The organism is Sphingopyxis microcysteis (genome assembly GCF_012274265.1).
Classification (GTDB): Bacteria; Pseudomonadota; Alphaproteobacteria; order Sphingomonadales; family Sphingomonadaceae; genus Sphingopyxis; species Sphingopyxis microcysteis.
In genome coordinates, this window is record NZ_JAANYY010000005.1 from 133,379 (window position 1) to 156,909 (window position 23,531).

Sequence of the window (23,531 nt, forward strand, 5' to 3'; positions counted from 1 at the left end):
ATGAGCAAGGAAAAAGACGAAGCCGCGCCCAAGAAGAAGGGCAAGTTCAAGAAGCTGCTGTTCATCGGCGTCAGCGCCGTGGCACTGATCGGCGCCGGGGCGGGCGCGGGCATCTACTTCGGCGCGCTGTCGGCGCACGAGGCGAAGCCCGAGGATAATTATCCCAAGCTGGTCGTGCGCAGCGAGGGCGAAGAGCCCGCCGCCGCCGAGGGCGAAGACAAGGAAGCCGCACCGAAGGTCGGCACCGTGTCGGTGCCCAACGACCGGTTCAAGGTCGACCCGCGCAAATATGAAGTCACTTATTTTGCGATCCCCGATGCCTTCACGACCAACCTCGCCGACGGTTCGGGCTTTTTGCAGGCGGGTATCAGCCTTTCGACCTTTTACGACGGCAAGGTTATCAATAATATCAAACGCCAGGCCGTGCCGATCCGCTCGGTCGTGCTTATGGTCCTGTCCGAACAGGATCCGGCGTTGCTCTCGACATCGCAGGGGAAACAACGGCTGCAGCGGCAATTGACCGCTGCGATCAACGACGTGCTGCGCGAGAAAGAGGGTTTTGGTGGTATCGACAATGTCTATTTCACGAGCCTGGTGATCCAGTGAGCGTGCGCGAAAAATCCGTCAAAGCCGTAAAGCCGCCCGCCGCCCCGACCACCGAGGCGGCTGACGCCAAGGCGTCGTTGCTGCTGCGCAAGGCTGCGGACAGCTATGCCTTTCCGGCGCTCGACAGCGTCGCGGTCCAATTCGCCCGCTCGCTCCGCGACCTGATCCGCGCGCTCGGCGTGCCATCGGTGCAGGTCGAACGCGCCAGCGCCGAAACGATGAGCTTCGCGGACTGGACCGCGGCGAGCGCCCCCGCGATCTTCTGGCGCTACCACGCGCCGCCGCTCAAGGGGCCGATATTGCTCGGCGCGCCGCGGCCCTTGCTGCTCCAGCTCGTCGACATCTTTTACGGTGGCAAGGGCAGCCTTGCCAGCGAGCGCGAAGAATTGACCGATGCGGAAGACCGCTTTGCCGCGCGGCTGGGCCGCGACATGGGGCTGCAACTCGCGGCCGCATGGGGCGACAAGCTGACCCTCGAGCCCGAGCTCGATTGCGTGACCGGCGACCCCGCCAAGCTTGCCGCGGTACGCGCCGACGACGAACTGTTCGTCCAGCGCTTCATCCTGCGCGGGGCGCCGCTCGAGGGGCGGACGATCGCCTGCGCCTATCCGCTCGCCGCGTTGCGCGGAATTGCCGGGGCCGAACCGGTCGCCGAAATCCCGGGCAACGCCGACCCGGTCTGGGCGAGCGCGCTGCACAAGACGCTGCGCGAGGTGCGCCTGCCCGTCCGCTCGGTTCTGGCGCGCCCCGAAATCAGCCTGGTGAAACTGCTGGCGCTCGAGGTCGGTGACATCATCCCGATCGGAATGCCGCGCCACGTCCCGATAACCGTCGCCGGGCGCAGCTTTGCCCTCGGCAGTATCGGCGAAGCGAATGGCAACGCCGCCATCATGATCGAACAAATCGAAAAAGGACCGAACCATGACTGATCTGAGCGACGCGCCGACGGCGCCGCGCACCGAGCGCCGCGACAGCAAGAATATCGCTGCGGCGCCCAATTTCGACCTGCTCGCCGGGGTGTCGCTGCGCGTGTCGGTCGAGGTCGGATCGACCTCGATGACCCTCGCCGAGCTGCTCGCGATCGACGAGGGCAGCGTGATCGAACTCGACCGCGCCGCGACCGACCTGCTCGACATCTACGCCAACGGCACGCTGATCGCGAAGGGCGAGATCGTCAGCGTCGATGGTCGTTACGGCATTCAGGTCGCCGAAGTCGTCGCGCCCGCGCGCGGCCTCGAAGGCTTTGAACGGAGAGCCTGATGTTCGAATATATCCTCCGCCTGCTCATCCTGCTGCCGCTGATCGGCGGCATGGCGTGGGGCAGCCTGTGGTTGTGGAAGCGCGTCCAGATGGGCGTGCCGCTGGTCGGCGGCGCGGCGAAAGCACGCGCGGTCGAGATGGTCGACGTCCTGCCGCTGGGCCCGGGATCGAAGCTGGCGGTGGTCGAATTTGCCGGTCAGCGGATCCTGGTCGCGGTGTCGCGTAACGGCATCACCCGCATCGCCGACGACGCGCAGGGGGATTTCCATGTCGATTGAGGCAACGCCACCCTCACAACCCGTTCGTGCTGAGCTTGTCGAAGCACCGTTCTTCTTTCATTCAACGCTGAAAGAAAGAACAGCCCTTCGACAAGCTCAGGGCAAACGGACTTTGTTCAATGCATACTGGGTGCGGGGCGCGGCTGTTCTGGGCGGCCTCGCGCTGCTGGTCGCCGCGCCCGCCGCTTATGCGCAGGCTGCCGACGGGCTCAGCCGCGCGGTGAACGACATTGGCGGCGACGGCCGCCCGCTGTCGCTGTCGTTGCAGATCCTGGTGCTGATGAGCCTGCTGACGGTGCTGCCGTCGCTGCTGCTGATGATGACCAGCTTCACCCGCATCATCATCGTCCTGTCGATCCTTCGCCACGCGCTCGGCCTGCAACAGACGCCGCCGAACCAGGTGCTGGTCGGTTTGAGCCTGTTCCTGTCGCTGTTCGTGATGCAGCCGGTGATCAGCGAAGTGAACCGCGTCGCGATCGAACCCTATGGCCAGGAACAGATCGATATCGGCGAAGCCGTATCGCGTTCCGGGGTCGCCCTCCATGGCTTCATGATGGCACAGACGCGCAAGTCCGACCTGATGATGTTCGCCAAGATCGCCAAGGCACCGGCCTATGCCAGCCCCAAGGACGTCCCATTCTCGATCCTGCTCCCGGCCTTTGTCACCAGCGAGCTCAAGACCGCGTTCCAGATCGGCTTCCTGATCTTCCTGCCCTTCCTCGTCATCGACCTGATCGTGGCGTCGGCGCTGATGTCGCTCGGCATGATGATGCTGTCGCCAACGATCATCTCGATGCCGTTCAAGCTGCTGCTCTTCGTGCTCGTCGACGGCTGGGCGCTGACGATGGGTTCGCTCGCCGCCTCGTTCGGGACCTAAGCCGTGGAAACCGACTATTTCATCGGTATGGCGCAGCAATCCTTGTGGATCCTCGCGCTCGCCTCGGCGCCGTTGCTGCTCCCGGTGCTCGTCATCGGGGTGCTGCTCGGCATGGTGCAGGCGGCAACGTCGATCAACGAACAGACGCTGACCTTTGTACCGAAACTGATCGTCGCGGCGATCTGCCTTGCGATTTTCGGCGGCAGCATCCTCGTGCTGCTCACCGATTTCACCCGCGACATTTTCGCGCAGATCCCCGCGGTGGTGCGGTGAAGTCCGCTAGCCAAGCTTGTTTTTGTCATCCCGGCGAAGGCCGGGATCTCGCCGATGCGTCGGGTCGCGACGGTGAGATCCCGGCCTTCGCCGGGATGACGAATGCTGTGGACAGCTGAGTCCGCGCACGTCGATGAACCCCGCCGACATCCCGAATATCGAGGCGATGCTCCAGCTGTGGATGCTGGGGATGATCCGCCCCGGCGCCGCGTTCATCGCCGCGCCGGTGTTCGGGGCGACCAGCGTGCCGATCCAGCTGCGGCTGGTGATCGCGTTGGCGGTCGGCGTTCCCGCGGTCGCCGCATCGGGGATGGCGCTGCCCCCCGAAGGCATCGTGTCGGTCCCCGGCCTGCTGTTCATCATCGGCGAAGTCGTGATCGGACTCGGCATCGGCTTTGTCCTGCAGATGGGGCTCGCCGCCGCGCTGCTCGCCGGTGAAGCGATCAGCAACGCCATGGGGCTGGGTTTTGCATCGATGGTCGATCCCTTAAGCGGTGCGTCGAGCTCGGCGATCGGCCAGTTCCTGTCGATGATGGCCACGGCCCTGTTCCTGGCCGCCGACGGCCATCTGGTGCTGATCGGCATCATCGTCGACAGCTATGTCGCGCTGCCCCCCGGCAATGCATTCCCCTCGTTCGAGGCGATCGGCGGGATATTGCGGTTCGGCAGCCTGATGTTTGCCGCGGCGCTGACGATCGCGATGCCGGTCGGCTTTGTCCTGATCCTGGTGCAGATCATCATGGGCGTCATCGGCCGCTCGGCGCCCGCGCTCAACCTGTTCGCGGTCGGCATTCCCGCGACCCTGCTCGCCGGGATCGTCCTGCTGGGCGTCGCCACCCCGGCGATGGCTGAAGCGATCGCCCGCATTTTGTCCGACGCGCTCGACGGCGCGCGGATGTTCGCGGGGTTGTAAGCCGTGGCGAGCAAACCCGAACAGGACCAGAAAACCGAACAGCCGACGCCCAAGAAGCTGGCCGATTCGGCGCGCGAGGGCGATGTGCTGATGTCGCGCGAGCTGGCGACCGCACTGATGATGCTCGCCGCCGCCGGATGGATCGTCGCGGCGGGCGGCTGGTTCGTCCAATCGGCGAGCGACCTTGTCCGCCGCGGGCTGACGCTGACCGCCGCCGACGTCAGCGACTTTTCGCCCGCCGAGGCACTGATGCGCAACGGGGTCGAAATCCTGCTCCCGCTCGCCAGCCTGTTCGCGCTCGCGCTGGGCGCCGCGGTGGCGGGGCCGGCGCTGCTCGGCTCGTTCGGGTGGCGCAGCAAGGCGCTGGCGTTCAAGGGCAACCGGATGAACCCGATGGCCGGGTTCAAACGCATGTTCGGGCTGCAAGGCGCGACCGAGCTCGGCAAGGCGCTGGCCAAGGTCCTGCTGCTGGGCACCATCGGTTACTGGCTGGTCGACGGCAGTTTGCCCGCGATCATGACGATGGCGCAGGCCGATCTGCTCGGCGCGATCGGGCAGGCCGGTAAGGCGATCGGCCATGCCATGCTGGTGCTGGCCGGCGGGCTGGTCGTCATCGCGCTGATCGACGTCCCGGCGCAATGGTTCCAGCGCAACAAGCGGCTGATGATGAGCAAGCAGGAAGTGAAGGAAGAGATGCGCCAGTCCGACGGCGCCCCCGAACTCAAGCAGGCGCAGCGCCAGCGCGCGCACGAGATGCTGAGCGGTTCGGCGCGCAAGGCGGTGTCCGAAGCGACGGTCGTGCTGACCAACCCGACCCATTTTTCGATCGCGCTGCGCTATCGTCCCGGCATCGACGCCGCCCCGGTGGTGGTCGCGCGCGGGCGGGGCGATGTCGCGCTGGCGATCCGCGAACTGGCGCGCGGCGCCAATGTCCCGCTGCTCGAATATCCGGCGCTGACCCGCGCGATCTATTTTACCGCGCGCGCGGGGCGCGTGATTCCCGACGAATTGTTCGTCGCGGTTGCGACCGTGCTCGCCTTTGTCTTCCAGCTCGAACGCATGGTCGCCGAAGGTCATGCGCAGCCGGTGGTTGACGTGCCGCCGACGCATCGCTTCGACCCCGACGGTCGCCGCCAGGCTTAAAATCGCCGCCGCGCCGCCGTTAACAGGTGCGAAGGATATTTCGCGATGGTCAGTTCAATTGCAAACAGCCTCGGCTTTGGATCGGGCATCGACACCAAACAGCTCGTCACCGACCTGTCGAACGCGTCGCGCGATCCCAAGATCAAGCATATGGCGACGCTGACGCAGGCGAACCAGACGCGGATCAGCGCGCTGGCAAAGGCGCGATCCGATCTCGACGGCTTTGCCGACTCGCTCAGTCAGATGGTCAGCGACGGCACCTTGCGCAGCACGCCGACGGTGTCGGACGAAAGCGTGCTCGGCGCGACCAGCCGCGCGGGGCTGTCCGCCGACAGTTTTGCCGCCACGGTGGTGGTCAACCAGCTTGCCCGGGCGCAAACAAATTATTCGGGCGTCGTCGCCGACCGCACCGCCGCGATCGGCACGGGCACGATGACGCTGTCGGTCGGCGGGGTCGCCAAAACGATCACGATCGACGCCGCGAACAACAGCCTCGACGGACTGGCCAACGCAATCAACGCAAGCGGCGCCGGGGTCACCGCGTCGATCATCGCCGACGACGGCGGTCACCGCCTGATCCTGAAAGGCCCGACGGGCGCGGCAAGCGCCTTTACGCTGACCGCCGACGCCGGCGCCGACCCGGGGCTGAGCGCCTTTGGCACGGGCAGCATGACTTTGGGCCAGAGCGCCGCCAATGCCGAATTCACCATCGACGGCGTCGCCTTCAGCCGCGCGAACAACATCATCGACGACGTCGTCCCGGGCATGTCGCTGACGCTGAAAAAGGCGGCACCGGGCCAGCCGGTGGACATCGGCGCCAGCCGCCCGCTGAACATGATCAAGCAGACCGTCGGCGACTTTGTCGCGGTGTACAACCAGCTGAAGCAAAGCATGGTGGCGGCGTCGAAGCTGCCCGGTGCGACAAGCTCGCTGCGCGAACTCGAACGCGAACTCGGCGGGCTGCTGCACAAGGTGATCTCGAGCCACGGCAGCATCAACAAGCTGTCCGATATTGGCATCTCGACGACCAAGGAAGGGCTGCTTTCGATCGATAACAGCAAGCTCGACAAGGTTCTGGCCGCCGATGCCGGAGCGGTCGAAGCCTTGTTCAACCCGCGCCGCGACGCGACCCACACCGAATTCAGCGATCCCGGCATCGCCTTTGCGCTGGACGCCATTCGCGACAAGGCGGTCGGCGCCAATGGCACCATGGACCGCGTATCGAAGTCGCTTCAGGCGCAGAAGGAAACGCTGGCCGACCGGCTCGAGGCGATCGAGGAACGCGAAGACGCCTATCGCGCCCGGCTGGAGAAACAATATGGCGCGCTCGACGCCAAGCTTGCGGCGTTCAAGGCGACGCAGACCTATCTCGAACAACAGATCAAGCTCTGGTCCAACCAGGGTAATGATTAGGGACATCGAACGTGACGGCAACCGCCTCGACCGTCCGGGCGACCGGACTCTATCGCCGCTTGCAGCATGAAAGCCGCGCCGCCGCCGCCGATCCGATCGAGCTGGTGACGATGCTCTATGACGAGCTGGAAACCGCGATCGGCGTGCTCGGATCGATGGTGCGACAGGGTCAGCGCATTTCGGCGACCGAGCCCGCGCACCGCGCGCGCACGATCCTGATCGGGCTCGACGCCGGGCTCGACCGCGAAGCCGGCGGCGATGTCGCGGAATCGCTGTCGCGCGTCTATCGCAGCATGCGCCGCAAACTCGACGAGTCGGTGGCCCAGAATGACGGCGAGGCGCTGGCCGAGCTGCTCGACGGCGTGCTGACGGTCAGCGCCGCGTGGCGCCAGCTGCGCTGAACCCACCGCGCTCACGCACCTTCGAAACAGGATCGGCCCGCTCCCCGGGGTTGGGGGAGCGGGCCGATGCCGTTTCAAAAGATCCCGCTGGGTACCCGGCCGCCCTGGGTGGGGACGGGCGGCCGGGTGGTCAGGGGCGGACCAGAGCCCCTTATTTTTCAGCGGGTGCTGAAACTCGTGTCGCGGGCGCCGGTCAGGCCGCCTGCTGCTGAACCCCATATTTGCGCATCTTTTCGATCAAGGTCGTGCGCTTCAGCGTCAGCAGGCGCGCGGCTTCGGAAATGATGCCGTCGGCAAGGTCGAGCGCGACGTGGATCTGTTCGAGCTCGATCGTCTCGATCTCGCGCTTGAGGTCGATCGGGCGGCCCGGCGCGGGTGCCTTGGCATGCGGCATCGCGGGGGCGGGTTCATCCGCGCTGGCCTGCACCGCGGCAAAGCTGCTGGGGACAGCCTGCCGCGGCGCAAGCGCTGCGGTGGGGTTCAAAAGGATCGCGACATCGTCGGCGCCCAGCGTTTCACCGCCGTGCAGCACGCTGGCGCGTTCGACAAAATTCCTGAGTTCGCGGACATTGCCCGGCCAGCGGTGCTGCATCAGCAGCGCCATCGCATCGACGTCGAAGCGGCATTTCGCTTCGCCGGGCATCTTGCGCTGGAAATGGCGGATGAGCGCGGGAATATCCTCGGCGCGGCTGGCCAGGCTGGGGACCTGGAGCACAACCACGCCGAGCCGGAAGAACAGGTCTTCGCGGAATTTGCCGTCGGCGATCGCGGCGCCGAGATCCTGGTGGGTGGCCGAAATGACGCGGACGTCGACGGCCTTCACATCGCTGCTGCCGACGCGGACGATCGTCCGTTCTTCGAGCACGCGGAGCAGTTTGACCTGCATGTCGAAGCGCATGTCGCCGATTTCGTCGAGAAACAAAGTGCCGCCCTCGCTCGCTTCGAAATGGCCGATGCGGCGGGCATGGGCGCCGGTGAAGCTACCCTTTTCATGCCCGAACAATTCGGATTCGATCAGGTCGCCGGGGATCGCGCCGCAGTTGATGGCGGAAAAGGCCTTGCCCGAACGGACACCTTCGTCGTGGATGGCGCGGGCGACAAGTTCCTTGCCCGATCCCGACGGGCCGCAGAGCATGACCGAAGCGTTGGACCGTGCGACGCGGCGGATCATGTCGCGCAGCTGCGCGGCGGCCGCGCTGCTGCCGATGATCAGCGTCTCGAGCGCTGCGTTATGATTCTGCCCCACGGTCATTTCGGTCTCCACCGCGCCCCCCAATCGGCGCCTTTTCGATGGACCCAGAAATTGACGAAAGTGGTAAACAAAAGATTATCCAACCTCCCATAACCCATTCAAAATAAAGGGTTATTGCCAGATTGGATGTAATGGCGGCGCAATTGCGTCATTAGCGATCCGATATGCTGCCAGATTGGCACTAATTACCCGAAGCGGTGCGCCAGCCGAGGGTGATCGAGATGCGGCGGTTGCGCGGATCGAATCGGTCGGTGGGGACATAGGGCTCGCGATCTGCGACCCCTTCGATGCGCTGGAAGCGCGTCTTGTCGATCCCGCGATACTCGAGGAAATGGCGCGTGACCTCGGCGCGGTCGACCGACAGGCGCCAATTGTTGGTTCCCGACTTCGCCGACCAGGGCGCCGCATCGGTGTGCCCGCGCACCATGACCTGGTTCGGCACCGAGGCGATCGGTTCGGCGATCGAACTGAACAGCCGCGCGCCGTCGGCGGTCAGCTGGCTGGTGCCCATCACGAACATCGAAAAATCGGCGTCGTCGACAACATCAATCCGCAGCCCTTCGGCGGTCTCGGTGAAGCGCAGGTTGCGCGCGAGGCGTTTGAGGTCGCCCTGTTTCTGGACGCGTTCGACCAGCGACTTGGCGACCTGCTGGAACTTCATCTTCTCGCTCTCGCGCCCCGATGCTTCCTTCGGCCCGCCGACCGCATCCTTGGGAATGGTGATCGAGCGCGTGCCGGTCTGCCCCGCAGCGTGCGGATAATCGTCGGCCGACACGATCGAATCGCCGCCGAACAGTCCGTTCGACCCGGCGCTGCCCTGTTTGGTTTCGACGATCGTCGGCGCGAAATAGTCGGCGAGCGCCTTGCGCTGCTTTTCGGTCGTGGCGCCAAGCAGCCACATCAACAGGAAAAAGGCCATCATCGCGGTCACGAAATCGGCATAGGCGACCTTCCACGCCCCGCCATGATGACCGGCGTGGGCCTCCTGAATGATCTTCTTGACGATGATCGGGCGCGGCGGGGTGTTCGGACGCGCGGCCATTACCTGCCCCGCATCCCGTCAAACACTTCGGCAAAGCTTGGCTGGTTCGAATGTTCGACCCCCGAGCGCGCCGCCTCGATCACCAGCGGCTGCGGATGGCCGTGGAGCGAGGCGATGATCAGCTGTTTCACCGTGTGATAGATCGCGCCGTCGCCTTCGATCACGGTCCGCGCACGCGTCGCGAACGGGCCGACCAGGCCATAGGCGAGCAACACGCCAAGGAAGGTGCCGACGAGCGCCGACCCGATCATGCCGCCCAGAATTTCGGGCGGCTTGTCGATCGACCCCATCGTCTTCACGACGCCAAGCACCGCGGCGACAATGCCGAGCGCGGGGAGCGCGTCGGCCAGATTCTGCAATCCGTCGGCGGGCTTGATCGCGTGGTGATGATGGTTTTTGAGCGCGGCGTCCATGACGTCCTCGACCGCGTTCGGGTCGAGCGTCCCCGACGACACGACGACGAGGCGCAGCGTGTCGCAGATCAGGTGGATCAGCGTGTCGTCCTTCAGCAATTTGGGATATTGCTGGAACAGCGCGGAGTTTTTCGGATCCTCGATATGCGGTTCGACCGCGACCGGCCCCTCGGTCCGCATCATCTTCATCAGCGTGGAGACGAGCAGGATGCAATCGAGATAGTCCTGCTTCTTATACTGCGGTCCCTTGAACACCTTGGCGAGGCCGCCGCCGAGGGCTTTGAGGTCGGCGCCCGAATTGCCGATGATCAGCGACCCGATCGCGGCGCCGCCGATGATCAACATTTCGTGCGGCAGGGCGTGCATGACGGGGCCAAGGTTGCCGCCCGTCAAAGCGAAACCCCCGAACACCAGCAGGATCAGGACGACGATGCCGATTGCGGGAAACATGCGGGGTCAACTCCATCCGGGCCGAAAGCCCCAAATTCAAAAGACGTCTTTATACTTAACGGCAGCCACGCCGCTAAATTGAGCGCGATCAGCGCAAAAGATCGAACAAGGTCTGCCGGTTGATCTTGGCAAAGGCCGCCTGCGCGGCAGCCAGCGTCAGATCCTGCGCGTTGAGTTCGGCAATCGCGACCGACAGGTCGGTATCCTCGACCGATGAGCGCTCGTCCTTGAGCGTGATGCCGCGCGCCGCCAGCTCGTCGCCGAGGCGATCGAGCCGCCCGCCCGCCAGACCGATGCCCGCATGGCGGTCGGCAACATGGCCGATCGCATTGTCCAGCGCGGTGATCGCCGTGTCGATCGCGGGCTTGTTGCCGGCGGCCACCGCGGTGGCGGCATCGCGGATGCCGGTCGACAGGCTGTTGCCCGCGATCACGAAAACATCCGCCGCCGCGGGAACCGGGGCAAAGCTGATATCCGAATCAAAGCGCATGACACGCGCCGCGCCGGTGGCGAACAAGGGCTCGCCGTTCGAATCGCGCGTCGCCGCGAGGCTGTCCATTTCGTCGGCGATCGTGCCGAGTTCGGCAGCGATCGTAGCGCGGTCGGCGGGACTGGCGGTACCGCTGGCCGCAGCGAGCGTCAGCTCGCGCGCCCGGGTCATCAGATTGCTGACCGATTTCATCACGCCGTCGGCCTGCGACACCAGCGCCGATGCGGCGTTAATGTTCGTATCCCACGCGGCGATGCTGGCCTGGCTGGTGCCGATCGTCGCGATCCGCCGCGCCGACACCGGATCGTCCGACATGCGCTGCAGCCGCTTGCCGCTCGAAATCTGGATCTGCGTCCGTTCGATCTGCTCGGCGAGTTTTTGCTGGCGCGCGATTTCGCGCGTCATGCGATTGCCCACGGCGTTAATCATCGTCGTCGCCCTCCTAGATCGAGCTCAAGAGCGTTTGCATGGTTTCGCGCGCGACCTGGATGGTTCGCGCCGCCGCCTGATAGGCCTGCTGGAAGCGCAGCAGCTCGGCCGCCTCCTTGTCGAGATCAACCTCGCTGACCCCGTCGCGCGCCGCCGCCGATGCATCGGCGCGCGTCGCCGCCGCGGCGTCCTGTGCCCGCGCCGCGGCGGTCGTCTGCGCCTGCGTCGCGAGGTGTCCGGACCAGCGCGTTTCGGGATCGGTTGCGCCGCGCATCGCACCGAAGGTCAGCATATTGCCGTTGCTGCCCGATCCGTTGGCCGCCGCCACCTGATCGGGGGTCAGCGCGGTCGCGGTCAGCGTGGCAGCCGTCGTGCCCGCGAACAGCGGTTGGCCCGCATTGCCATTGGCGTCGGTGCCCGCCTGATGCGCAGCGTTGAGCTGCGCCGCGAACGATGTCGCCATCGTGTCGAGCCCGGCACGCTGGTCGGCAACATGATTGGCGGCCTCCGCCTGTCCGGCAAGCGAACCCGTCGTCACGGTGAGCGGCGACCCGCCGACGCTGTACGACAGGCGCCCGTCCGCCGCCGCGGTGACCGCGATCGGATTGACCGCGCCGCCGCCAACGAGCAGGTCGCCCGTTCCCGCGGCGCGCAAGGTCACCGAGCCATTGTTTTCAAAGGTCGCGCTGACCCCGGCCTGCGACGACAATTTGTCGAGCAGCCGGTCGCGTTCGTCGAGCAAGCTCGCCTGGTTGGTCGATCCCGGCCGCGCCTTGCGCAGCCCGATGTTGATCTGTTCGAGCGCGTTCAGATTGGCGTTGAAATCTTCAACGGTGCTCGCCGCCGCGCCCTCGATCCCGTCGCTCATCTTGTCGAGCTGGCCCGCGGCGGTGCGAAACCCCGATGCAATATCATCGGCGGCCTGCAGGAACTGGCTGCGCAGTGTCGTGTTCGCGGGATTGGCGGTCAGCTGGTCGGCGGTGGTGAATAATTTGGTCAGCCCGGTCTTGATGCCGTTGGTTTCGTCGCTGAGCGCGCCTTCGACCTTGCCGAGCCAGCCGAGCTTGGTCGCCGCGCGTTCCGAATCGCCCGACGACAGCCGCGAATCCTCGATCAGCCATGCATCGACCGAACGGCTGACGCCGCGGATTTCGACCCCCGCGGGGTTCACGTTGCCGCGATAGAACAGCGAATCGCTGCCGCTGACCGGCTCCATCATTTCGAGCCGTCGCCGCGCATAACCCGGGGTCTGAGCGTTCGCGATATTGTCGCCGACGGTCGAGAGCGCGCGCGAATAGGCCTTCAGGCCGCTATAGCCGATGCCGAGGAGGTCGGTCATTGCACGCCTCCCGCCGCATTGCCCAGCTGTCCGCGGAACTGCCGCTCGACCATGTCGGCGATGCCGAACTGGCGCATCGCGGCGATCGAATCGGCGGTGCGCGCATCGGCCATTTCGCGGAAATTGTCGGTGGCGCTGGACCCCAGCATATCCTCGCCAAGCTTTGCCTGGCGCATCGATGCCATCAGCTGGCGCAGGATCACCGCTTCAAATTGTTCGGCGGCCTTGCGCAGTCCGCCGTCGCCGCCGCCGCCCGCGAGGGTCGGGGTGGCCGAGGCCGGTACGAACGACCGCGCGGCCGGGGTCGACGATATGGGCATCATCATATGATCACCAATTCTGCTGTGAGGGCACCCGCCTGGCTGAGCGCCTCGAGGATCGCGACCAGATCGCCGGGCGACACGCCCAGGCGGTTGATCGAATCGACGAGTTCGGACAGCGAGGCATTCGGTTTCATCAAAAAGGCGGGACGGACATCCTCGGCGACCTCGATCTCGCTCGACGGTTCGACCGCTGTCTCGCCGCGGCTGAACGGCGCGGGCTGGACGACCGTCGGCTGCTCCTTGATCGAGACGGTGAGCTTGCCGTGGCTGACCGCGGCGGTGCCGACGCGGACCGCACCGTTGATCACCACCGTACCGGTGCGCGCGTTGACGATGACCTTGGCAGGCGGCTCGGCGCGCTGGACGGCGAGATTTTCGATCTGCGACATCAACCGCATGCGGTCGTCGCCGTTGCCGCCGGTGCGGATCGCGATGCTGGCGCCGTCGATCATCGACGCGCTGTTCGGGATCGCCGCGTTGATCGCGTCGGCGACACGCTTGGCATTGGTCGCGTCAAACTGGTGGAGGTTGAAGGTCAGCCAGTCGCTGGACGCAAAGCCGGTATCGACCGCGCGCTCGACCGTCGCACCGCCAGCGATGCGGCCGCTCGACGGGACGTTGACGGTGACCTTCGACCCGTCGGCGGCATCGACGCCGAGCCCGCCGATGACCAGATTGCCCTGGACCATCGCGTAAATCTGGCCATCGGCGCCATAGAGCGGCGCAAGCACCAGCGTGCCGCCGCGCAGGCTTTTCGCCTTGCCGATCGCCGACACGGTGACGTCGAGCCGCTGGCCGGGTTTGGCAAAGGGCGGCAGTTCGGCGGTGATCATCACCGCCGCGGCGTTCTTCAGCGCCGGGTTGACCCCCGGCGGCAGGGTCAGGCCAAAGCGCGAGATCGCGCCCTTCATCCCCAGCGTCGAATAGTCGAGACTGTCGTCGCCCGTTCCCGCCAGCCCGACGACGATACCGTAGCCGGTGAGCTGGTTGGCGCGCAGCCCCTGGAACTGGCCCATGTCCTTGATGCGCTGCGCCTGCGCGGGCGCCGCAAAGGCAAGGCTGGCGATCAGGAGCGCGATCAGGGCAAACAGGGTGGGACGCTGGGACACTTTGGGATCCTCTTCAGAACGGGCTGATGATCGAGAAGAAACGCTGCAACCAGCCTTGCTGGCTGGCGCGCGCGATCTCGCCCTTGCCGACGTAACGAATGTTGGCGTCGGCGACGCGGGTCGACAGGATGCGGTTGTCGGGGCCGATGTCGATCGCACGGATGATCCCCGAAATCTGGACGCGTTCGTCGCCGCGGTTGAGCGTGAGCAGCTTTTCGCCGCGCACCAGCATCGTCCCGTTGGGATAGACGGCGGCGATGGTCACGCTGACCTCGCCCGACAAGGCGTTCGACTGCGATGCGTCGCCCTTGCCCTTGAACTGCTGGCCGCCGCCCATCGCGATGTCGCTGGGGTTGAACAGCGACAGCGGGCCGGTGGTCGGCGGCGTCAGGCCGATATTGCCGTCGCGCTGCGTGCCGGCGGCATTGCTTTTGGTCGCGGCGGTGCGTTCGACGAGCTGGATGGTGACGATGTCCCCGACCTGCCCGGCGCGACCGCCCGAGGTCAGCGGGGTGTAGCTGCCCTGAAAGATCGAGCCATTGCCGGGCAGCGGCGCCGGGGGCACCGGGGTCGCCGCAGCAAAGGCGTCGGGCGGCAATTTGTCCTTCGCCGCCGCGCCGAACGGCACGAGGGCGAGGGCAAAAGCCACGCCGATCGACAGATTAGAGCGTCTGCGCGGCATTTTTCATCATCTCGTCGGTGGCCTGGATCATCTTCGAATTGACCTCATAGGCGCGCTGGGTCTCGATCATGTCGACCAGTTCCTCGACGACGTTGACGTTCGATCCCTCAAGCATCCCGCCGCGCAAGCTGCCGCGACCTTCCTGCCCCGCGGCGCCGACCTGCGGCGCGCCCGACGCGGCGGTTTCGACCAGCATATTGTCGCCGATCGCCTGCAAGCCTGCCGGATTGGCAAAGCGCGCGAGTTCGATCCGGCCCAGTTCGGTGAGCGTGCCGTTGGCGCCCGTCGCCGACACGGTGCCGTCGGCGCCGATCGACACATTGCTGGCATCTTCGGGAATCTGGATCGCGGGGGTGAGCGGCTTGCCGTCCGACGTCACGATCGTGCCGTCGGCGGCGCGGCCGAAATTGCCCGCGCGGGTGTAGCCGGTGCGGCCATCGGGCATTTCGACCTGGAAATAGCCGGCGCCGTCGATCGCGATGTCGAGCCCGTTGCCGGTGGCGGCGAACGTCCCCTGCGTATCGATCCGCGACGTGCCGCCGAGCGACACGCCGGTGCCGAGGTTGAGCCCGGTCGCATAGCGGTTTTCGGCCGACGACGGCGCGCCCGGCGCGGTCATCAACTGATAGCTCAGCGTTTCAAAGCTGGCGCGATCGCGCTTGAAGCCCGTGGTGTTCACGTTGGCGAGGTTGTTGGCGATCACCTGCATCCGGAAGCCCTGGGCATCCAGACCGGTTCGTGCGACGTGCAAGGCACCGAAGCTCATTTCATATTCTCCTTAACGGGGGAGCTGCATCAGATTGGCGGTCGCGTTGTCCATGTCGCGCGCGTCGCTGACCAGCTTGAGCTGGGTATCCCAGCTGCGGCTCGCCTCGATCATTTCGACCAGCGCGGTGGTGGCGGCGACGTTCGATCCTTCGATCGAGCGGGTAATCAGCCGCGCTTCGGGATCATCGGGCAGGATGCCGTCGCCACGCACGCGGAACAGGCCGTCGAGACCCTTGACGACGTCGGACCCGGTCGGGGTCGCCAGCCGTAGCCGGTCGACCTCCTGCGGATTTTCGGCGTCGCCGCCCGCGGGTACGATCCACACGCGGCCCTCGACATCGATCGTGACCGCGTCGGCGGGCGGAAGCGTCACCGGCCCCTGCGCACCCTGAACCGGGTGGCCGTCGCCGGTGGTCAGCAGCCCGCTCGGCGACACCTGAAGGTCGCCGCGCCGGGTATAGGCCTCGGTCCCGTCCTTCGCCTGCACCACGAGCAGCACGTCGCCCTGCACCGCGATGTCGAGGTCGCGGCCGGTCGCGGTGACGGTCCCGGCGCGCATGTCGGCGCCGAGCACCTCTTCCGACGCCATGGCGCGGGCATCTAGTCCACTGCCGTTCAGCCACAACGCCTGCGCTTCGGCCATGTCGGCGCGAAAGCCGGGCGTCTGCGCGTTCGCCAGATTGTTGGCGATCGCCGTCTGCCGGGCCTGACTGCCCCGCATCGCGGTGAGGCTGGTGTAGATGAGGCGGTCCATGACAGGGCTCCCGGCAGGCGGCTAAATGCGCTGGATCAGCGCATGTTGATGATGGTTTGCGACAGCTGCGACGCGCCCTCGATGGCTTTTGCATTCGCTTGGAAATTGCGCTGCGCGCCGATCAGCATCACCAGTTCTTCGGTGATATCGACGTTCGAACGCTCGAGCGCGCCCGAACGGATCGCGCCCATCGGGCCATTGGTCGCGGCGTCGATGGTCGGCGGGCCGCTTTCGCCCGACGACTGCCAATGCGCGTCGCCGACGGGGCGCAGTCCTTCCATCGCGGGGAAGGTCGCCATCGCGACCTTGCCCAGCACCTGCGATTCGCCATTGGCAAAGGTCGCCGACACCAGCCCGTCGAGGCCGATCGACACATTGACCAGCTGCGCGGTGGGATCGCTCGGGGCGCCCGCGGGGAGCACAAAGTCGAACGCGCCGGCGAGCGTGTTGTTCGTGACGTTGCCGCTGGCATCGACGGGCAGAAGCTGGAGTTTCTGGCCGGTCGAATCGATCACATTGCGGTCGGGGGTGGCGGTGAACGCGCCGTTGCGGGTGTAGGTCACCTGTTCGCGCGGCGGTTCGCCCTTCACGACGAACATGCCTTCACCAACGATCGCCATGTCGAGCGTCTTTTCGCTCGATTCATACGACCCTTGCGTGAATTGCTGGGTGATGCCGTTGAGGCGCGTGCCCTGCCCCGCGACCATCTTGGTCGACTGGGTCGGCGAGGCGGCAAAGATGTCGCCAAACTGCGCCTTGCTGCGCTTGAACCCGATCGATCCCGCGTTGGCGATGTTGTTCGAGATGACCGACATGTCGGTCTGGGCGCCCTTGAGGCCCGAAAGCGAAGTGTAGAATGACATAGTCTTATCCTTCCTGCGTGGTGGGGGTCGGCGCCGGGGTGGCGGCCTTGATGTCTTTGAGCAGCTGGGTCTGCGCCGCGAGCTGTTCGGAAATCTGTTGCAGCGTCGTGTTGGTTTCGCTGATCCCGGCGAGGCTCGAGAATTGCGCCATCTGCGCAACCATCTGCTGGTTATCGACGGGGTTGAACGGATCCTGCTGCGACAGCTGCGCGGTCATCAGGCGCAGAAAATCGCTCTGCCCCATCTGCTGCCCGGCGCCCTTCGGCTGAAGCACGACATTATTGGCGTTGGTGACGCTGTTGACGGCCATCTTACTGTCCCATCCTGAGGGTTTCGTTGATCAGGCCCTTGGCGGTTTCCAGGACCTGGACATTGTTTTGATATTGGCGCGCGGTTTCGACCATCTCGACCAGCTCGGCGGCGCTATCGACCGCGGCTTCCCAGATATTGCCGTCCTTGTCGGCGAGCGGGTTCGACGGATCGTGGCGTTTCGACGGCGCCATTTTCGACGTCGTCACCTGGTCGACCTGAACCGTCGCGCGGCCCTGACCATCCATGACGGTGCGGAACACGGGCTTGAGCGAGCGAAAGGCTTCGGCCTCGCTGCCCGCGATCGTCCCGGCGTTGGCGAGGTTCGATGCGGTGGTGTTGAGCCGGACGAGCTGCGCCGACATCGCGCGGCCGCTGATGTCGAAAACCGAGAAGTTCCCGTTCATCGTCATTCGCCCTTGATCGCGCGGGTCAGCGTGTTGACGCGGCCGCTGAGGAACGACAGGCTGGAGCGGTAAGCGAGCGCGTTTTCGGCGAAGGCGGTCTGCTCGGTGGCCATTTCGACGGTGTTGCCGTCGAGCGATGCCTGCACCGGGACGCGGTAGGCAATCGCGCCCGCCATCGCATCGGCGGTCGAACCGCCCTGCTGCGCCAGATCGAGTGCTTTCGAAAAATCGAGGTCGCGCGCCTTGTACCCCGGCGTCGCGGCGTTGGCGATGTTCGACGCGAGCATCATCATGCGCTGGCTGCGCAGCTGAAGCGCCGTCGCGTGCAGGCCAAAGAGTTTCTCGGATGCCATCATCAAATTCCTTTCGCCGAGGTCCGGGCCGGGTTGCGACACGGACGCGCGGAAAACACAAAGAACGATGCAATCGCCGTGCCAAACGCATTTTATTGTTGATTTCTAGATATTTAGATCAGCGCCATAACAGGCGACCAAGGCGCTCGTCAAAAAACCGACAATGTCCCGCCGCGCGGACGCCAATCGCGCCGCAAACCGCGACTGGCACGCTTCCTGCAAAAATGGCGCTGACCATTTTGGACCGAAGGAGATGGATCGTGTCCCGCCATATCACCGCCCGCCTGGCCCTGGGCCTCGCCGCATGTACCGCCGCCATTCCCGCTCAGGCCCAGCCCGCCAATGAAGATTGGCAGACGATCGACGTGCTGACCGACATGGTCGCCAAGGCGATGGGGCGCACCGCGACGCCGGTCGACCGCCGCATCAAATTGGCGCGCTGTCCCGAACAGGCTTCGGTGACCGCGATCGATGCGAACGCACTGGCTGTCCGCTGCGCGTCGCTGGGCTGGCGCCTGCGTGTCCCGATGACGGGGCCGACCGGCGCGACGCCGGCCGCGGCCAGTTACAGCCGCCCCGCCGCCAGCGCACCGGTCATTCGCCGCGGCGACAATGTCCGGGTCACCATCGATACCGAAAGTTTTTCGATCAGCTATGCCGCGGTCGCGGCCGAAGACGGCCGCGTCGGGGAGACGATCGCGCTGCGCGGCAACGACGCCAAGTCGTCGCTCAGCGCCACCGTGATCGGTCCCGGCCGCGCCCGCCTCGACGACTGACCCGCACCCCTTCCCCAGCCTCGGGCTGGCTTACCCTGCCCTCTGGCCCGGTGATTGTCGGCTTTTCGACATCGCCGGGCCTTTCTTTTGTCTTTTTGCGGCGAACCGACTTAATCGCGCCGGGCGGCGTCCGTTAAAGCCTTCGTGAACCGCGTCGTCACTTTTCTGACGGCACCGGATGGAGGCGATTATGTCGGGTGACAGCAGCAAGATCGGACCCGTCGGCGGCATTGTCCGCACGACCCCGCTGCGCAGCGCCACCAGCGAAACGGCGACGCGCGCGGCGCAAGCGCCGAAGCAGCTCGCCGCGGTACCCGACAGCCTGCCCGCCGCGGGCCTGATCCGCCTCGCGGGCAGCCTCGCGACCCAGGCACCGCCGGTCGATGTCGCGCGCGTCGCTGCGCTGCGCACGGCGATCGCCAATGGCAGCTACGGCGTCCACCCCGCGATCATCGCCAGCGCCATGATCGATTTCCACACCCGCGGGGTCGAATGATGCTCGAAGACGTGCAATCGCGGCTCGACACGCTGGTCGGCGCGCTCGACGGTCACGACGCCGGCGCGATCATCGCCGCGACCGAAGAGCTGGCGACCGCGGTCATCCTGTTTCGCGGCGCGGGAATCCCCCGCGGTAGCGAACAGCGCGCCGAACTGCTGATCGGCAAGACGCTGCGCCAGCTGGAGGCCGCGGCCATCCGCGTCAACGTCCTGAAAGACTGGACGCGTCAGCGGATTGACAGGAACCACGAAATCCGCGGCACTCATCAGCGCGGAGCGGCGTTAAGCTACTGATTAAACTTTAGGTTTCTGCCGTTAACCGTAAATGGCACGATGATTGCTTTTGGTTTGCTGAGACAGCCCTGCTGCATCAGCGGAACCAGATTATGAACGCAATCAACAATCCCCAAGCCGCGCGCCGCGTCGCCGCACCCGTCATGGATGCGATGCAAATGGCGTCGGCACGGACGGGCGTCGATTTCGACTATCTGGTCGACGTCGCGCGGGTTGAAAGCGGCTATAACCCGACCGCCAAGGCAGCGACATCATCGGCGCGCGGCCTCTATCAATTTACCAAGCAGACCTGGCTCGCGACGCTCGACCGCCACGGCGCCAATCATGGCATGGCCTGGGCCGCCGACGCGATCGGCCGCGACGCATCGGGGCGGCTGACCGTCACCGACCCGGCGCTGCGCCAGCAGATTTTTGACCTGCGCGACGACCCTGCGGCGGCATCGACGATGGCGGCAGCGCTGACCGGCGACAATCGCGATTATCTGGAAAGCCGTATCGGGCGCAGCGCCGAGCCCGTCGACCTCTACCTCGCCCATTTCCTCGGCAGCGGCGGCGCCGCCAAATTCCTGACCGCGCTCGACACCAATCCCGACCAGCCCGGCGCACCGATGATGCCCGAGGCGGCGGCCGCGAACCGGTCGGTCTTTTACGCCCCCGACGGCAGCATGCGCAGCCTCGCCGAAATCCGCGACCGCTTTCGCGCCAAGCTCGAGAACGGCGGCAAGATCGAAAATATGAAACCCTTCGCCCCCGCTGGCTGGCACGCTTCGGCGAGCAGTTCGAGCGGCCTGGCGGGCGGCGGGGGACGTCCCCCGCTGCAGATGATGGATATCCAGCCGATGCCGCGAAAATTGTCGATGGGCTTTGCCGCCGATGCGTACAGGCGCCTCGCTTCGATGTCGGGCGGCGCGGCATGACCGGCGGCCTGAACCTCGGCAACGTCGGCCGCATCGCCGGCGCGTCGGCGCTGCCGATCGGGATGCTCGTCCTGGTCGGGCTGATGGTCATCCCGGTCACGCCGCTGATCCTCGATATCAGTTTCGTCGCCAATATCATGATCAGCCTCGCGATCCTGATGGTCGCGCTGTCGGCAGCCAAGCCGCTCGACTTTTCATCCTTTCCGACCGTGCTGCTGCTCGCGACCCTGTTCCGGCTGGCGCTGAACGTCGCCTCGACCCGCGTCGTGCTGGTTCACGGCCACGAAGGCACCGCCGCGGCGGGGCACGTCATCGAAGCTTTTGGCGAAGTGCTGATCGGCGGCGACTATGTCGTCGGCCTGTTCGTCTTTTTCGTGCTGATGATCATCAACATGGTCGTCATCACCAAGGGCGCGGGGCGCGTGTCCGAAGTGTCGGCGCGCTTCACCCTCGACGCCCTGCCCGGCAAACAAATGGCGATCGACGCCGACCTCAACGCCGGGTTGCTCACCCCCGACGAGGCCAAGGCCCGCCGCGTCGAAGTCGCCACCGAGGCCGATTTCTACGGCTCGATGGACGGTGCTTCGAAATTTGTGAAGGGCGACGCGATCGCCGGGCTGCTCATCCTGTTCGTCAATATCATTGGCGGCCTGATCCTCGGCATCTTCAGCCATGGGCTCAGCTTTTCGGAAGCGGGCAGCACCTATGTCACGCTCGCGATCGGCGACGCGCTGGTGGCACAGATCCCCGCGCTGTTGCTGTCGATCGCCGCCGCCGCCATCGTCACCCGCGTTGCCTCGCCGCTCGACCTCAATGGCCAGATCGGCAGCCAGTTCGCCGCCCCGTCGGTGTGGATGGCGGTCGGCGGGATCCTGTTCATTCTCGGCATGGTTCCGGCGATGCCGCAGTTACTGGTACTGCCGGCCGCCGCGCTGTCCTTCGCCGTCGGCTGGCAATTGCGCCGCACCGCGGTCGCCGTCGCCGAAGCGCCGCCCCCGGTCGCCATCGCACCCGACCCGTCGCTGATCGAATGGGCCGACGTCAGCGACGCCAGCGCCTGCCAGCTCGAAATCGGCTATGCGCTCGTCAGCCTGGTCGACGACCGCAAGGGTGCGCCGCTGATGACGCGGATCACCGGCATCCGCCGCCAATTGTCGAAAGAACTCGGCTTTGTCGTCCCGCCGGTCAAGGTCAGCGACGATCTGTCGCTGCCCGGCAACGTCTATCGCATCTCGGTCGCCGGGGTGATCGTCGGCGAGGACGAGGTGTTCCCGCACGAAATGCTGGCGCTCGATTCGGGCGACCTGATCACCAAGGTCGCGGGACGCCCGTGCAAGGATCCGACCTTTGGCCTCGATGCTCTGTGGATTCCAAAAGCGACGCAGAATGACGCGATCGCGGCGGGGTACACCGTCGTCGATCCGGCGACCGTCGTCGCGACCCACCTCAACAACAGCATCGTCGGCGCCGCCGCCGACCTGTTCGGGATCGACGATGCGCAGGCGCTGATCGACAACCTCAAAATCCATTATCCGCAGCTCGCGCAGAACCTCAGCCCGCAGGGCTATCCGCTGCCGCGCGTCGCCAGCCTGTGCAAAGCGCTGTTGGTCGAGCGCGTCCCGCTGCGCGATTTCCGCAAGATTGCCGAAGCGATGGTTGCGACCGCCGCGCAGCAGCTGGGCGAAGTCGACCTGGTCGAGGCGGTGCGTCAGCGCATCGGTGCGCTGATCGTCCAGACGATCGTGCCGAGCCGGATGCCGCTGCCCGTCGTGACCTTCAGCCCCGAGATCGAAGTTCTGCTCAACCAGTCGGTGCGCGCCAATCCGGGGGCCGAATGGCCGTTCGAGCATGGCATGGCGATGAAGATCATCGAACAGGTCGGACAGGCGGTCGAGCCGCTGCTGCTCCAGACGCGCAGCTTTGCGCTGGTCGCCTCGCCGATCTGCCGCTCGGCACTGTCGCGGCTGGTGCGCGCGACTTTCCCCGACGTCGCCGTGATCTCCTACCTCGAGATCCCGGCCAGCAAACAGACCGAAATCGTCGCGACGATCGGCGCCGAAGTGCCGCGCCTCGCGACCGGGCCCGACGCCCAAATGGAGGACCAACCGCATGAGAATTGAACCCGCCGAGCAATTCGCCGCGTCAATGGCCCGTGCGCCGCGCGCGCGCGGCTATGGCGAAAGCGTCGAGGCGCTGGTCGAGGAATATGCACCACTGGTCCGCAAGATCGCGTGGCAGGTTTTTTCGCGCGTCTCACGGACGAGCGAGCTCGACGATCTGATCCAGACCGGACTCATCGCGCTCATTGAGGCGAGAGAGAATTACGAGGAGCGCGGCTTTGCCTTTGCGACCTATGCGACGACGCGGATCCGCGGCGCGATGATCGACCAGCTCCGCCGCGAGGCCGATGTCGGCCGGTCGGCGATGGTCGCGGCGAAGCGCATCCAGGCGACGCGCGCCGCGCTCGAACAGCAGTTGATGCGCGCGCCGGTCGCCGCCGAAATGGCGGCGGCGCTCGACATGTCGCCCGAAGATTATTTCGCGCTTGAACGCAACGCGACCCACGGGCGCTCGACCTCGCTCGACGAGCTGATCGATGTCGGCGCCTTCCTGCTACCCGACGACGACATCGGTGCGGGCGAGCAATGCGAGCAGGCCGATCTGATGGGCGCGCTGCGCCAATGCATCACCTGCCTGTCCGACCGCGAACAGATGGTTTTGCAGCTCTATTTCTTTGAGGAGCTCAACCTCCACGAAATCGGCCTGACGCTCGACGTCAGCGCGGCGCGCATCTGCCAGATCAAGCGCGAGGCGATGGCCAAGGTCGATCGCATGATGCGCCAGATGACCGAATGAACGCGAGAGAGGAAAAGCGACCGGGTGCGGCGTGCGACCCGCT

30 protein-coding genes are annotated in these 23,531 nt (G+C 65.8%); 16 read left to right on the plus strand and 14 right to left on the minus strand.

Annotation, left to right across the window (positions count from 1 at the left end; all coding sequences use genetic code 11):
* From G9408_RS14445 to G9408_RS14490, 10 genes are all read left to right on the plus strand, one after another.
* Positions 1-606 carry a flagellar basal body-associated FliL family protein gene (locus tag G9408_RS14445; RefSeq protein WP_168454681.1) on the plus strand — a complete coding sequence of 202 codons (606 nt, stop codon included), beginning with the start codon at positions 1-3 and terminating at the stop codon, positions 604-606.
* Positions 607-608: 2 nt separating this feature from the next.
* On the plus strand, positions 609-1,535 hold the full coding sequence (locus G9408_RS14450) for a FliM/FliN family flagellar motor switch protein (protein WP_287409405.1): 927 nt from the start codon (positions 609-611) through the stop codon (positions 1,533-1,535).
* Positions 1,528-1,866 carry a flagellar motor switch protein FliN gene (gene fliN, locus G9408_RS14455; protein ID WP_168454683.1) on the plus strand — a complete coding sequence of 113 codons (339 nt, stop codon included), beginning with the start codon at positions 1,528-1,530 and terminating at the stop codon, positions 1,864-1,866. Before G9408_RS14450 ends, fliN begins: the two co-directional genes overlap by 8 nt.
* On the plus strand, positions 1,866-2,144 hold the full coding sequence (locus G9408_RS14460) for a flagellar biosynthetic protein FliO (protein WP_120217594.1): 279 nt from the start codon (positions 1,866-1,868) through the stop codon (positions 2,142-2,144). The genes fliN and G9408_RS14460 overlap by 1 nt, the downstream gene beginning before the upstream one ends.
* A gap of 112 nt (positions 2,145-2,256) precedes the next feature.
* Complete coding sequence (gene fliP, locus G9408_RS14465) at positions 2,257-3,021, plus strand: flagellar type III secretion system pore protein FliP (RefSeq protein WP_168454684.1); 765 nt, start codon at positions 2,257-2,259, stop codon at positions 3,019-3,021.
* Between the two features lie 27 nt (positions 3,022-3,048).
* Positions 3,049-3,294 carry a flagellar biosynthetic protein FliQ gene (locus G9408_RS14470; protein WP_210423413.1) on the plus strand — a complete coding sequence of 82 codons (246 nt, stop codon included), beginning with the start codon at positions 3,049-3,051 and terminating at the stop codon, positions 3,292-3,294.
* Between the two features lie 133 nt (positions 3,295-3,427).
* Entirely contained in the window at positions 3,428-4,207 is a 780-nt protein-coding gene (gene fliR, locus G9408_RS14475; RefSeq protein ID WP_120217598.1) for a flagellar biosynthetic protein FliR, read from the plus strand.
* 3 nt (positions 4,208-4,210) lie between these two features.
* Positions 4,211-5,350: an EscU/YscU/HrcU family type III secretion system export apparatus switch protein gene (locus G9408_RS14480; RefSeq protein ID WP_168454686.1), complete on the plus strand. Its 1,140-nt coding sequence runs from the start codon at positions 4,211-4,213 to the stop codon at positions 5,348-5,350.
* Between the two features lie 45 nt (positions 5,351-5,395).
* The gene (gene fliD, locus G9408_RS14485; protein WP_168454687.1) at positions 5,396-6,763 is read left to right on the plus strand and encodes a flagellar filament capping protein FliD; all 1,368 of its coding nucleotides are present in this window, start codon (positions 5,396-5,398) and stop codon (positions 6,761-6,763) included.
* An 11-nt stretch (positions 6,764-6,774) separates the two neighbouring features.
* Positions 6,775-7,164 carry a flagellar export chaperone FliS gene (locus tag G9408_RS14490; RefSeq protein WP_120217601.1) on the plus strand — a complete coding sequence of 130 codons (390 nt, stop codon included), beginning with the start codon at positions 6,775-6,777 and terminating at the stop codon, positions 7,162-7,164.
* A 193-nt stretch (positions 7,165-7,357) separates the two neighbouring features.
* On the opposite strand, the gene G9408_RS14495 is transcribed toward G9408_RS14490, so the two are convergent.
* The 14 genes from G9408_RS14495 to flgB all read right to left on the minus strand — a co-directional run bounded on the left by G9408_RS14495 (position 7,358) and on the right by flgB (position 18,147).
* Positions 7,358-8,416, minus strand: coding sequence for a sigma-54 interaction domain-containing protein (locus G9408_RS14495; protein WP_168454688.1), 1,059 nt, complete (start codon positions 8,414-8,416; stop codon positions 7,358-7,360).
* A gap of 181 nt (positions 8,417-8,597) precedes the next feature.
* Positions 8,598-9,458, minus strand: coding sequence for a flagellar motor protein MotB (locus tag G9408_RS14500; protein ID WP_168454689.1), 861 nt, complete (start codon positions 9,456-9,458; stop codon positions 8,598-8,600).
* Positions 9,458-10,321, minus strand: coding sequence for a flagellar motor stator protein MotA (gene motA / locus G9408_RS14505; RefSeq protein ID WP_120217603.1), 864 nt, complete (start codon positions 10,319-10,321; stop codon positions 9,458-9,460). The genes G9408_RS14500 and motA overlap by 1 nt, the downstream gene beginning before the upstream one ends.
* Positions 10,322-10,409: 88 nt before the next feature.
* Entirely contained in the window at positions 10,410-11,240 is an 831-nt protein-coding gene (locus tag G9408_RS14510; protein ID WP_168454690.1) for a flagellin N-terminal helical domain-containing protein, read from the minus strand.
* A 13-nt stretch (positions 11,241-11,253) separates the two neighbouring features.
* Positions 11,254-12,579 carry a flagellar hook-associated protein FlgK gene (gene flgK, locus G9408_RS14515; RefSeq protein ID WP_168454691.1) on the minus strand — a complete coding sequence of 442 codons (1,326 nt, stop codon included), beginning with the start codon at positions 12,577-12,579 and terminating at the stop codon, positions 11,254-11,256.
* The gene (locus G9408_RS14520; RefSeq protein ID WP_235957849.1) at positions 12,576-12,905 is read right to left on the minus strand and encodes a rod-binding protein; all 330 of its coding nucleotides are present in this window, start codon (positions 12,903-12,905) and stop codon (positions 12,576-12,578) included. The genes flgK and G9408_RS14520 overlap by 4 nt, the downstream gene beginning before the upstream one ends.
* Entirely contained in the window at positions 12,902-14,011 is a 1,110-nt protein-coding gene (locus tag G9408_RS14525) for a flagellar basal body P-ring protein FlgI (RefSeq protein WP_120217607.1), read from the minus strand. Before G9408_RS14525 ends, G9408_RS14520 begins: the two co-directional genes overlap by 4 nt.
* 13 nt (positions 14,012-14,024) lie before the next feature.
* Positions 14,025-14,693 carry a flagellar basal body L-ring protein FlgH gene (locus tag G9408_RS14530; RefSeq protein ID WP_168454692.1) on the minus strand — a complete coding sequence of 223 codons (669 nt, stop codon included), beginning with the start codon at positions 14,691-14,693 and terminating at the stop codon, positions 14,025-14,027.
* Entirely contained in the window at positions 14,674-15,459 is a 786-nt protein-coding gene (gene flgG / locus G9408_RS14535) for a flagellar basal-body rod protein FlgG (protein ID WP_168454693.1), read from the minus strand. The genes G9408_RS14530 and flgG overlap by 20 nt, the downstream gene beginning before the upstream one ends.
* Positions 15,460-15,471: 12 nt before the next feature.
* Positions 15,472-16,215 carry a flagellar basal body rod protein FlgF gene (locus G9408_RS14540; protein ID WP_168454694.1) on the minus strand — a complete coding sequence of 248 codons (744 nt, stop codon included), beginning with the start codon at positions 16,213-16,215 and terminating at the stop codon, positions 15,472-15,474.
* Positions 16,216-16,250: 35 nt separating this feature from the next.
* Complete coding sequence (locus tag G9408_RS14545; RefSeq protein WP_120217611.1) at positions 16,251-17,078, minus strand: flagellar hook-basal body complex protein; 828 nt, start codon at positions 17,076-17,078, stop codon at positions 16,251-16,253.
* 4 nt (positions 17,079-17,082) lie between these two features.
* Entirely contained in the window at positions 17,083-17,388 is a 306-nt protein-coding gene (locus G9408_RS14550) for a flagellar hook assembly protein FlgD (RefSeq protein WP_137869594.1), read from the minus strand.
* Between the two features lies 1 nt (position 17,389).
* The gene (gene flgC, locus G9408_RS14555) at positions 17,390-17,800 is read right to left on the minus strand and encodes a flagellar basal body rod protein FlgC (protein ID WP_120217613.1); all 411 of its coding nucleotides are present in this window, start codon (positions 17,798-17,800) and stop codon (positions 17,390-17,392) included.
* The gene (flgB, locus tag G9408_RS14560; RefSeq protein ID WP_408021885.1) at positions 17,797-18,147 is read right to left on the minus strand and encodes a flagellar basal body rod protein FlgB; all 351 of its coding nucleotides are present in this window, start codon (positions 18,145-18,147) and stop codon (positions 17,797-17,799) included. The genes flgC and flgB overlap by 4 nt, the downstream gene beginning before the upstream one ends.
* 260 nt (positions 18,148-18,407) lie before the next feature.
* Here flgB and G9408_RS14565 point away from each other — a divergent pair, with 260 nt between their 5' ends.
* From G9408_RS14565 to G9408_RS14590, 6 genes are all read left to right on the plus strand, one after another.
* Positions 18,408-18,923, plus strand: a complete 516-nt coding sequence (locus tag G9408_RS14565; protein WP_328804477.1) for a flagella basal body P-ring formation protein FlgA — start codon at positions 18,408-18,410, stop codon at positions 18,921-18,923.
* A 190-nt stretch (positions 18,924-19,113) separates the two neighbouring features.
* Positions 19,114-19,419, plus strand: coding sequence for a flagellar biosynthesis anti-sigma factor FlgM (gene flgM / locus G9408_RS14570; RefSeq protein ID WP_168454696.1), 306 nt, complete (start codon positions 19,114-19,116; stop codon positions 19,417-19,419).
* Complete coding sequence (locus G9408_RS14575; protein WP_168454697.1) at positions 19,416-19,715, plus strand: hypothetical protein; 300 nt, start codon at positions 19,416-19,418, stop codon at positions 19,713-19,715. Before flgM ends, G9408_RS14575 begins: the two co-directional genes overlap by 4 nt.
* A gap of 92 nt (positions 19,716-19,807) precedes the next feature.
* Entirely contained in the window at positions 19,808-20,632 is an 825-nt protein-coding gene (locus tag G9408_RS14580; protein ID WP_168454698.1) for a transglycosylase SLT domain-containing protein, read from the plus strand.
* Positions 20,629-22,752: a flagellar biosynthesis protein FlhA gene (gene flhA / locus G9408_RS14585; RefSeq protein ID WP_168454699.1), complete on the plus strand. Its 2,124-nt coding sequence runs from the start codon at positions 20,629-20,631 to the stop codon at positions 22,750-22,752. The genes G9408_RS14580 and flhA overlap by 4 nt, the downstream gene beginning before the upstream one ends.
* Positions 22,742-23,488 (plus strand): sigma-70 family RNA polymerase sigma factor, encoded by a 747-nt coding sequence (locus G9408_RS14590; RefSeq protein ID WP_120217620.1) that lies wholly within the window; start codon positions 22,742-22,744, stop codon positions 23,486-23,488. Before flhA ends, G9408_RS14590 begins: the two co-directional genes overlap by 11 nt.
* Positions 23,489-23,531: the final 43 nt, after the last annotated feature.

What these genes read in the sequence shown, in the direction of transcription:
- G9408_RS14445 (WP_168454681.1), top strand. Translation starts at nt 1, where the DNA reads ATGAGCAAGGAAAAAGACGAAGCCGCGCCCAAGAAGAAGGGCAAGTTC.
- fliN (WP_168454683.1), top strand. Translation starts at nt 1,528, where the DNA reads ATGACTGATCTGAGCGACGCGCCGACGGCGCCGCGCACCGAGCGCCGC.
- G9408_RS14460 (WP_120217594.1), top strand. Translation starts at nt 1,866, where the DNA reads ATGTTCGAATATATCCTCCGCCTGCTCATCCTGCTGCCGCTGATCGGC.
- G9408_RS14470 (WP_210423413.1), top strand. Translation starts at nt 3,049, where the DNA reads ATGGCGCAGCAATCCTTGTGGATCCTCGCGCTCGCCTCGGCGCCGTTG.
- fliR (WP_120217598.1), top strand. Translation starts at nt 3,428, where the DNA reads ATGAACCCCGCCGACATCCCGAATATCGAGGCGATGCTCCAGCTGTGG.
- fliD (WP_168454687.1), top strand. Translation starts at nt 5,396, where the DNA reads ATGGTCAGTTCAATTGCAAACAGCCTCGGCTTTGGATCGGGCATCGAC.
- G9408_RS14495 (WP_168454688.1), bottom strand. Translation starts at nt 8,416, where the DNA reads ATGACCGTGGGGCAGAATCATAACGCAGCGCTCGAGACGCTGATCATC.
- G9408_RS14500 (WP_168454689.1), bottom strand. Translation starts at nt 9,458, where the DNA reads ATGGCCGCGCGTCCGAACACCCCGCCGCGCCCGATCATCGTCAAGAAG.
- motA (WP_120217603.1), bottom strand. Translation starts at nt 10,321, where the DNA reads ATGTTTCCCGCAATCGGCATCGTCGTCCTGATCCTGCTGGTGTTCGGG.
- G9408_RS14510 (WP_168454690.1), bottom strand. Translation starts at nt 11,240, where the DNA reads ATGATTAACGCCGTGGGCAATCGCATGACGCGCGAAATCGCGCGCCAG.
- flgK (WP_168454691.1), bottom strand. Translation starts at nt 12,579, where the DNA reads ATGACCGACCTCCTCGGCATCGGCTATAGCGGCCTGAAGGCCTATTCG.
- G9408_RS14520 (WP_235957849.1), bottom strand. Translation starts at nt 12,905, where the DNA reads ATGATGATGCCCATATCGTCGACCCCGGCCGCGCGGTCGTTCGTACCG.
- G9408_RS14530 (WP_168454692.1), bottom strand. Translation starts at nt 14,693, where the DNA reads ATGCCGCGCAGACGCTCTAATCTGTCGATCGGCGTGGCTTTTGCCCTC.
- flgG (WP_168454693.1), bottom strand. Translation starts at nt 15,459, where the DNA reads ATGAGCTTCGGTGCCTTGCACGTCGCACGAACCGGTCTGGATGCCCAG.
- G9408_RS14540 (WP_168454694.1), bottom strand. Translation starts at nt 16,215, where the DNA reads ATGGACCGCCTCATCTACACCAGCCTCACCGCGATGCGGGGCAGTCAG.
- G9408_RS14545 (WP_120217611.1), bottom strand. Translation starts at nt 17,078, where the DNA reads ATGTCATTCTACACTTCGCTTTCGGGCCTCAAGGGCGCCCAGACCGAC.
- G9408_RS14550 (WP_137869594.1), bottom strand. Translation starts at nt 17,388, where the DNA reads ATGGCCGTCAACAGCGTCACCAACGCCAATAATGTCGTGCTTCAGCCG.
- flgC (WP_120217613.1), bottom strand. Translation starts at nt 17,800, where the DNA reads ATGACGATGAACGGGAACTTCTCGGTTTTCGACATCAGCGGCCGCGCG.
- flgB (WP_408021885.1), bottom strand. Translation starts at nt 18,147, where the DNA reads ATGGCATCCGAGAAACTCTTTGGCCTGCACGCGACGGCGCTTCAGCTG.
- flgM (WP_168454696.1), top strand. Translation starts at nt 19,114, where the DNA reads ATGTCGGGTGACAGCAGCAAGATCGGACCCGTCGGCGGCATTGTCCGC.
- G9408_RS14575 (WP_168454697.1), top strand. Translation starts at nt 19,416, where the DNA reads ATGATGCTCGAAGACGTGCAATCGCGGCTCGACACGCTGGTCGGCGCG.
- G9408_RS14580 (WP_168454698.1), top strand. Translation starts at nt 19,808, where the DNA reads ATGAACGCAATCAACAATCCCCAAGCCGCGCGCCGCGTCGCCGCACCC.
- flhA (WP_168454699.1), top strand. Translation starts at nt 20,629, where the DNA reads ATGACCGGCGGCCTGAACCTCGGCAACGTCGGCCGCATCGCCGGCGCG.
- G9408_RS14590 (WP_120217620.1), top strand. Translation starts at nt 22,742, where the DNA reads ATGAGAATTGAACCCGCCGAGCAATTCGCCGCGTCAATGGCCCGTGCG.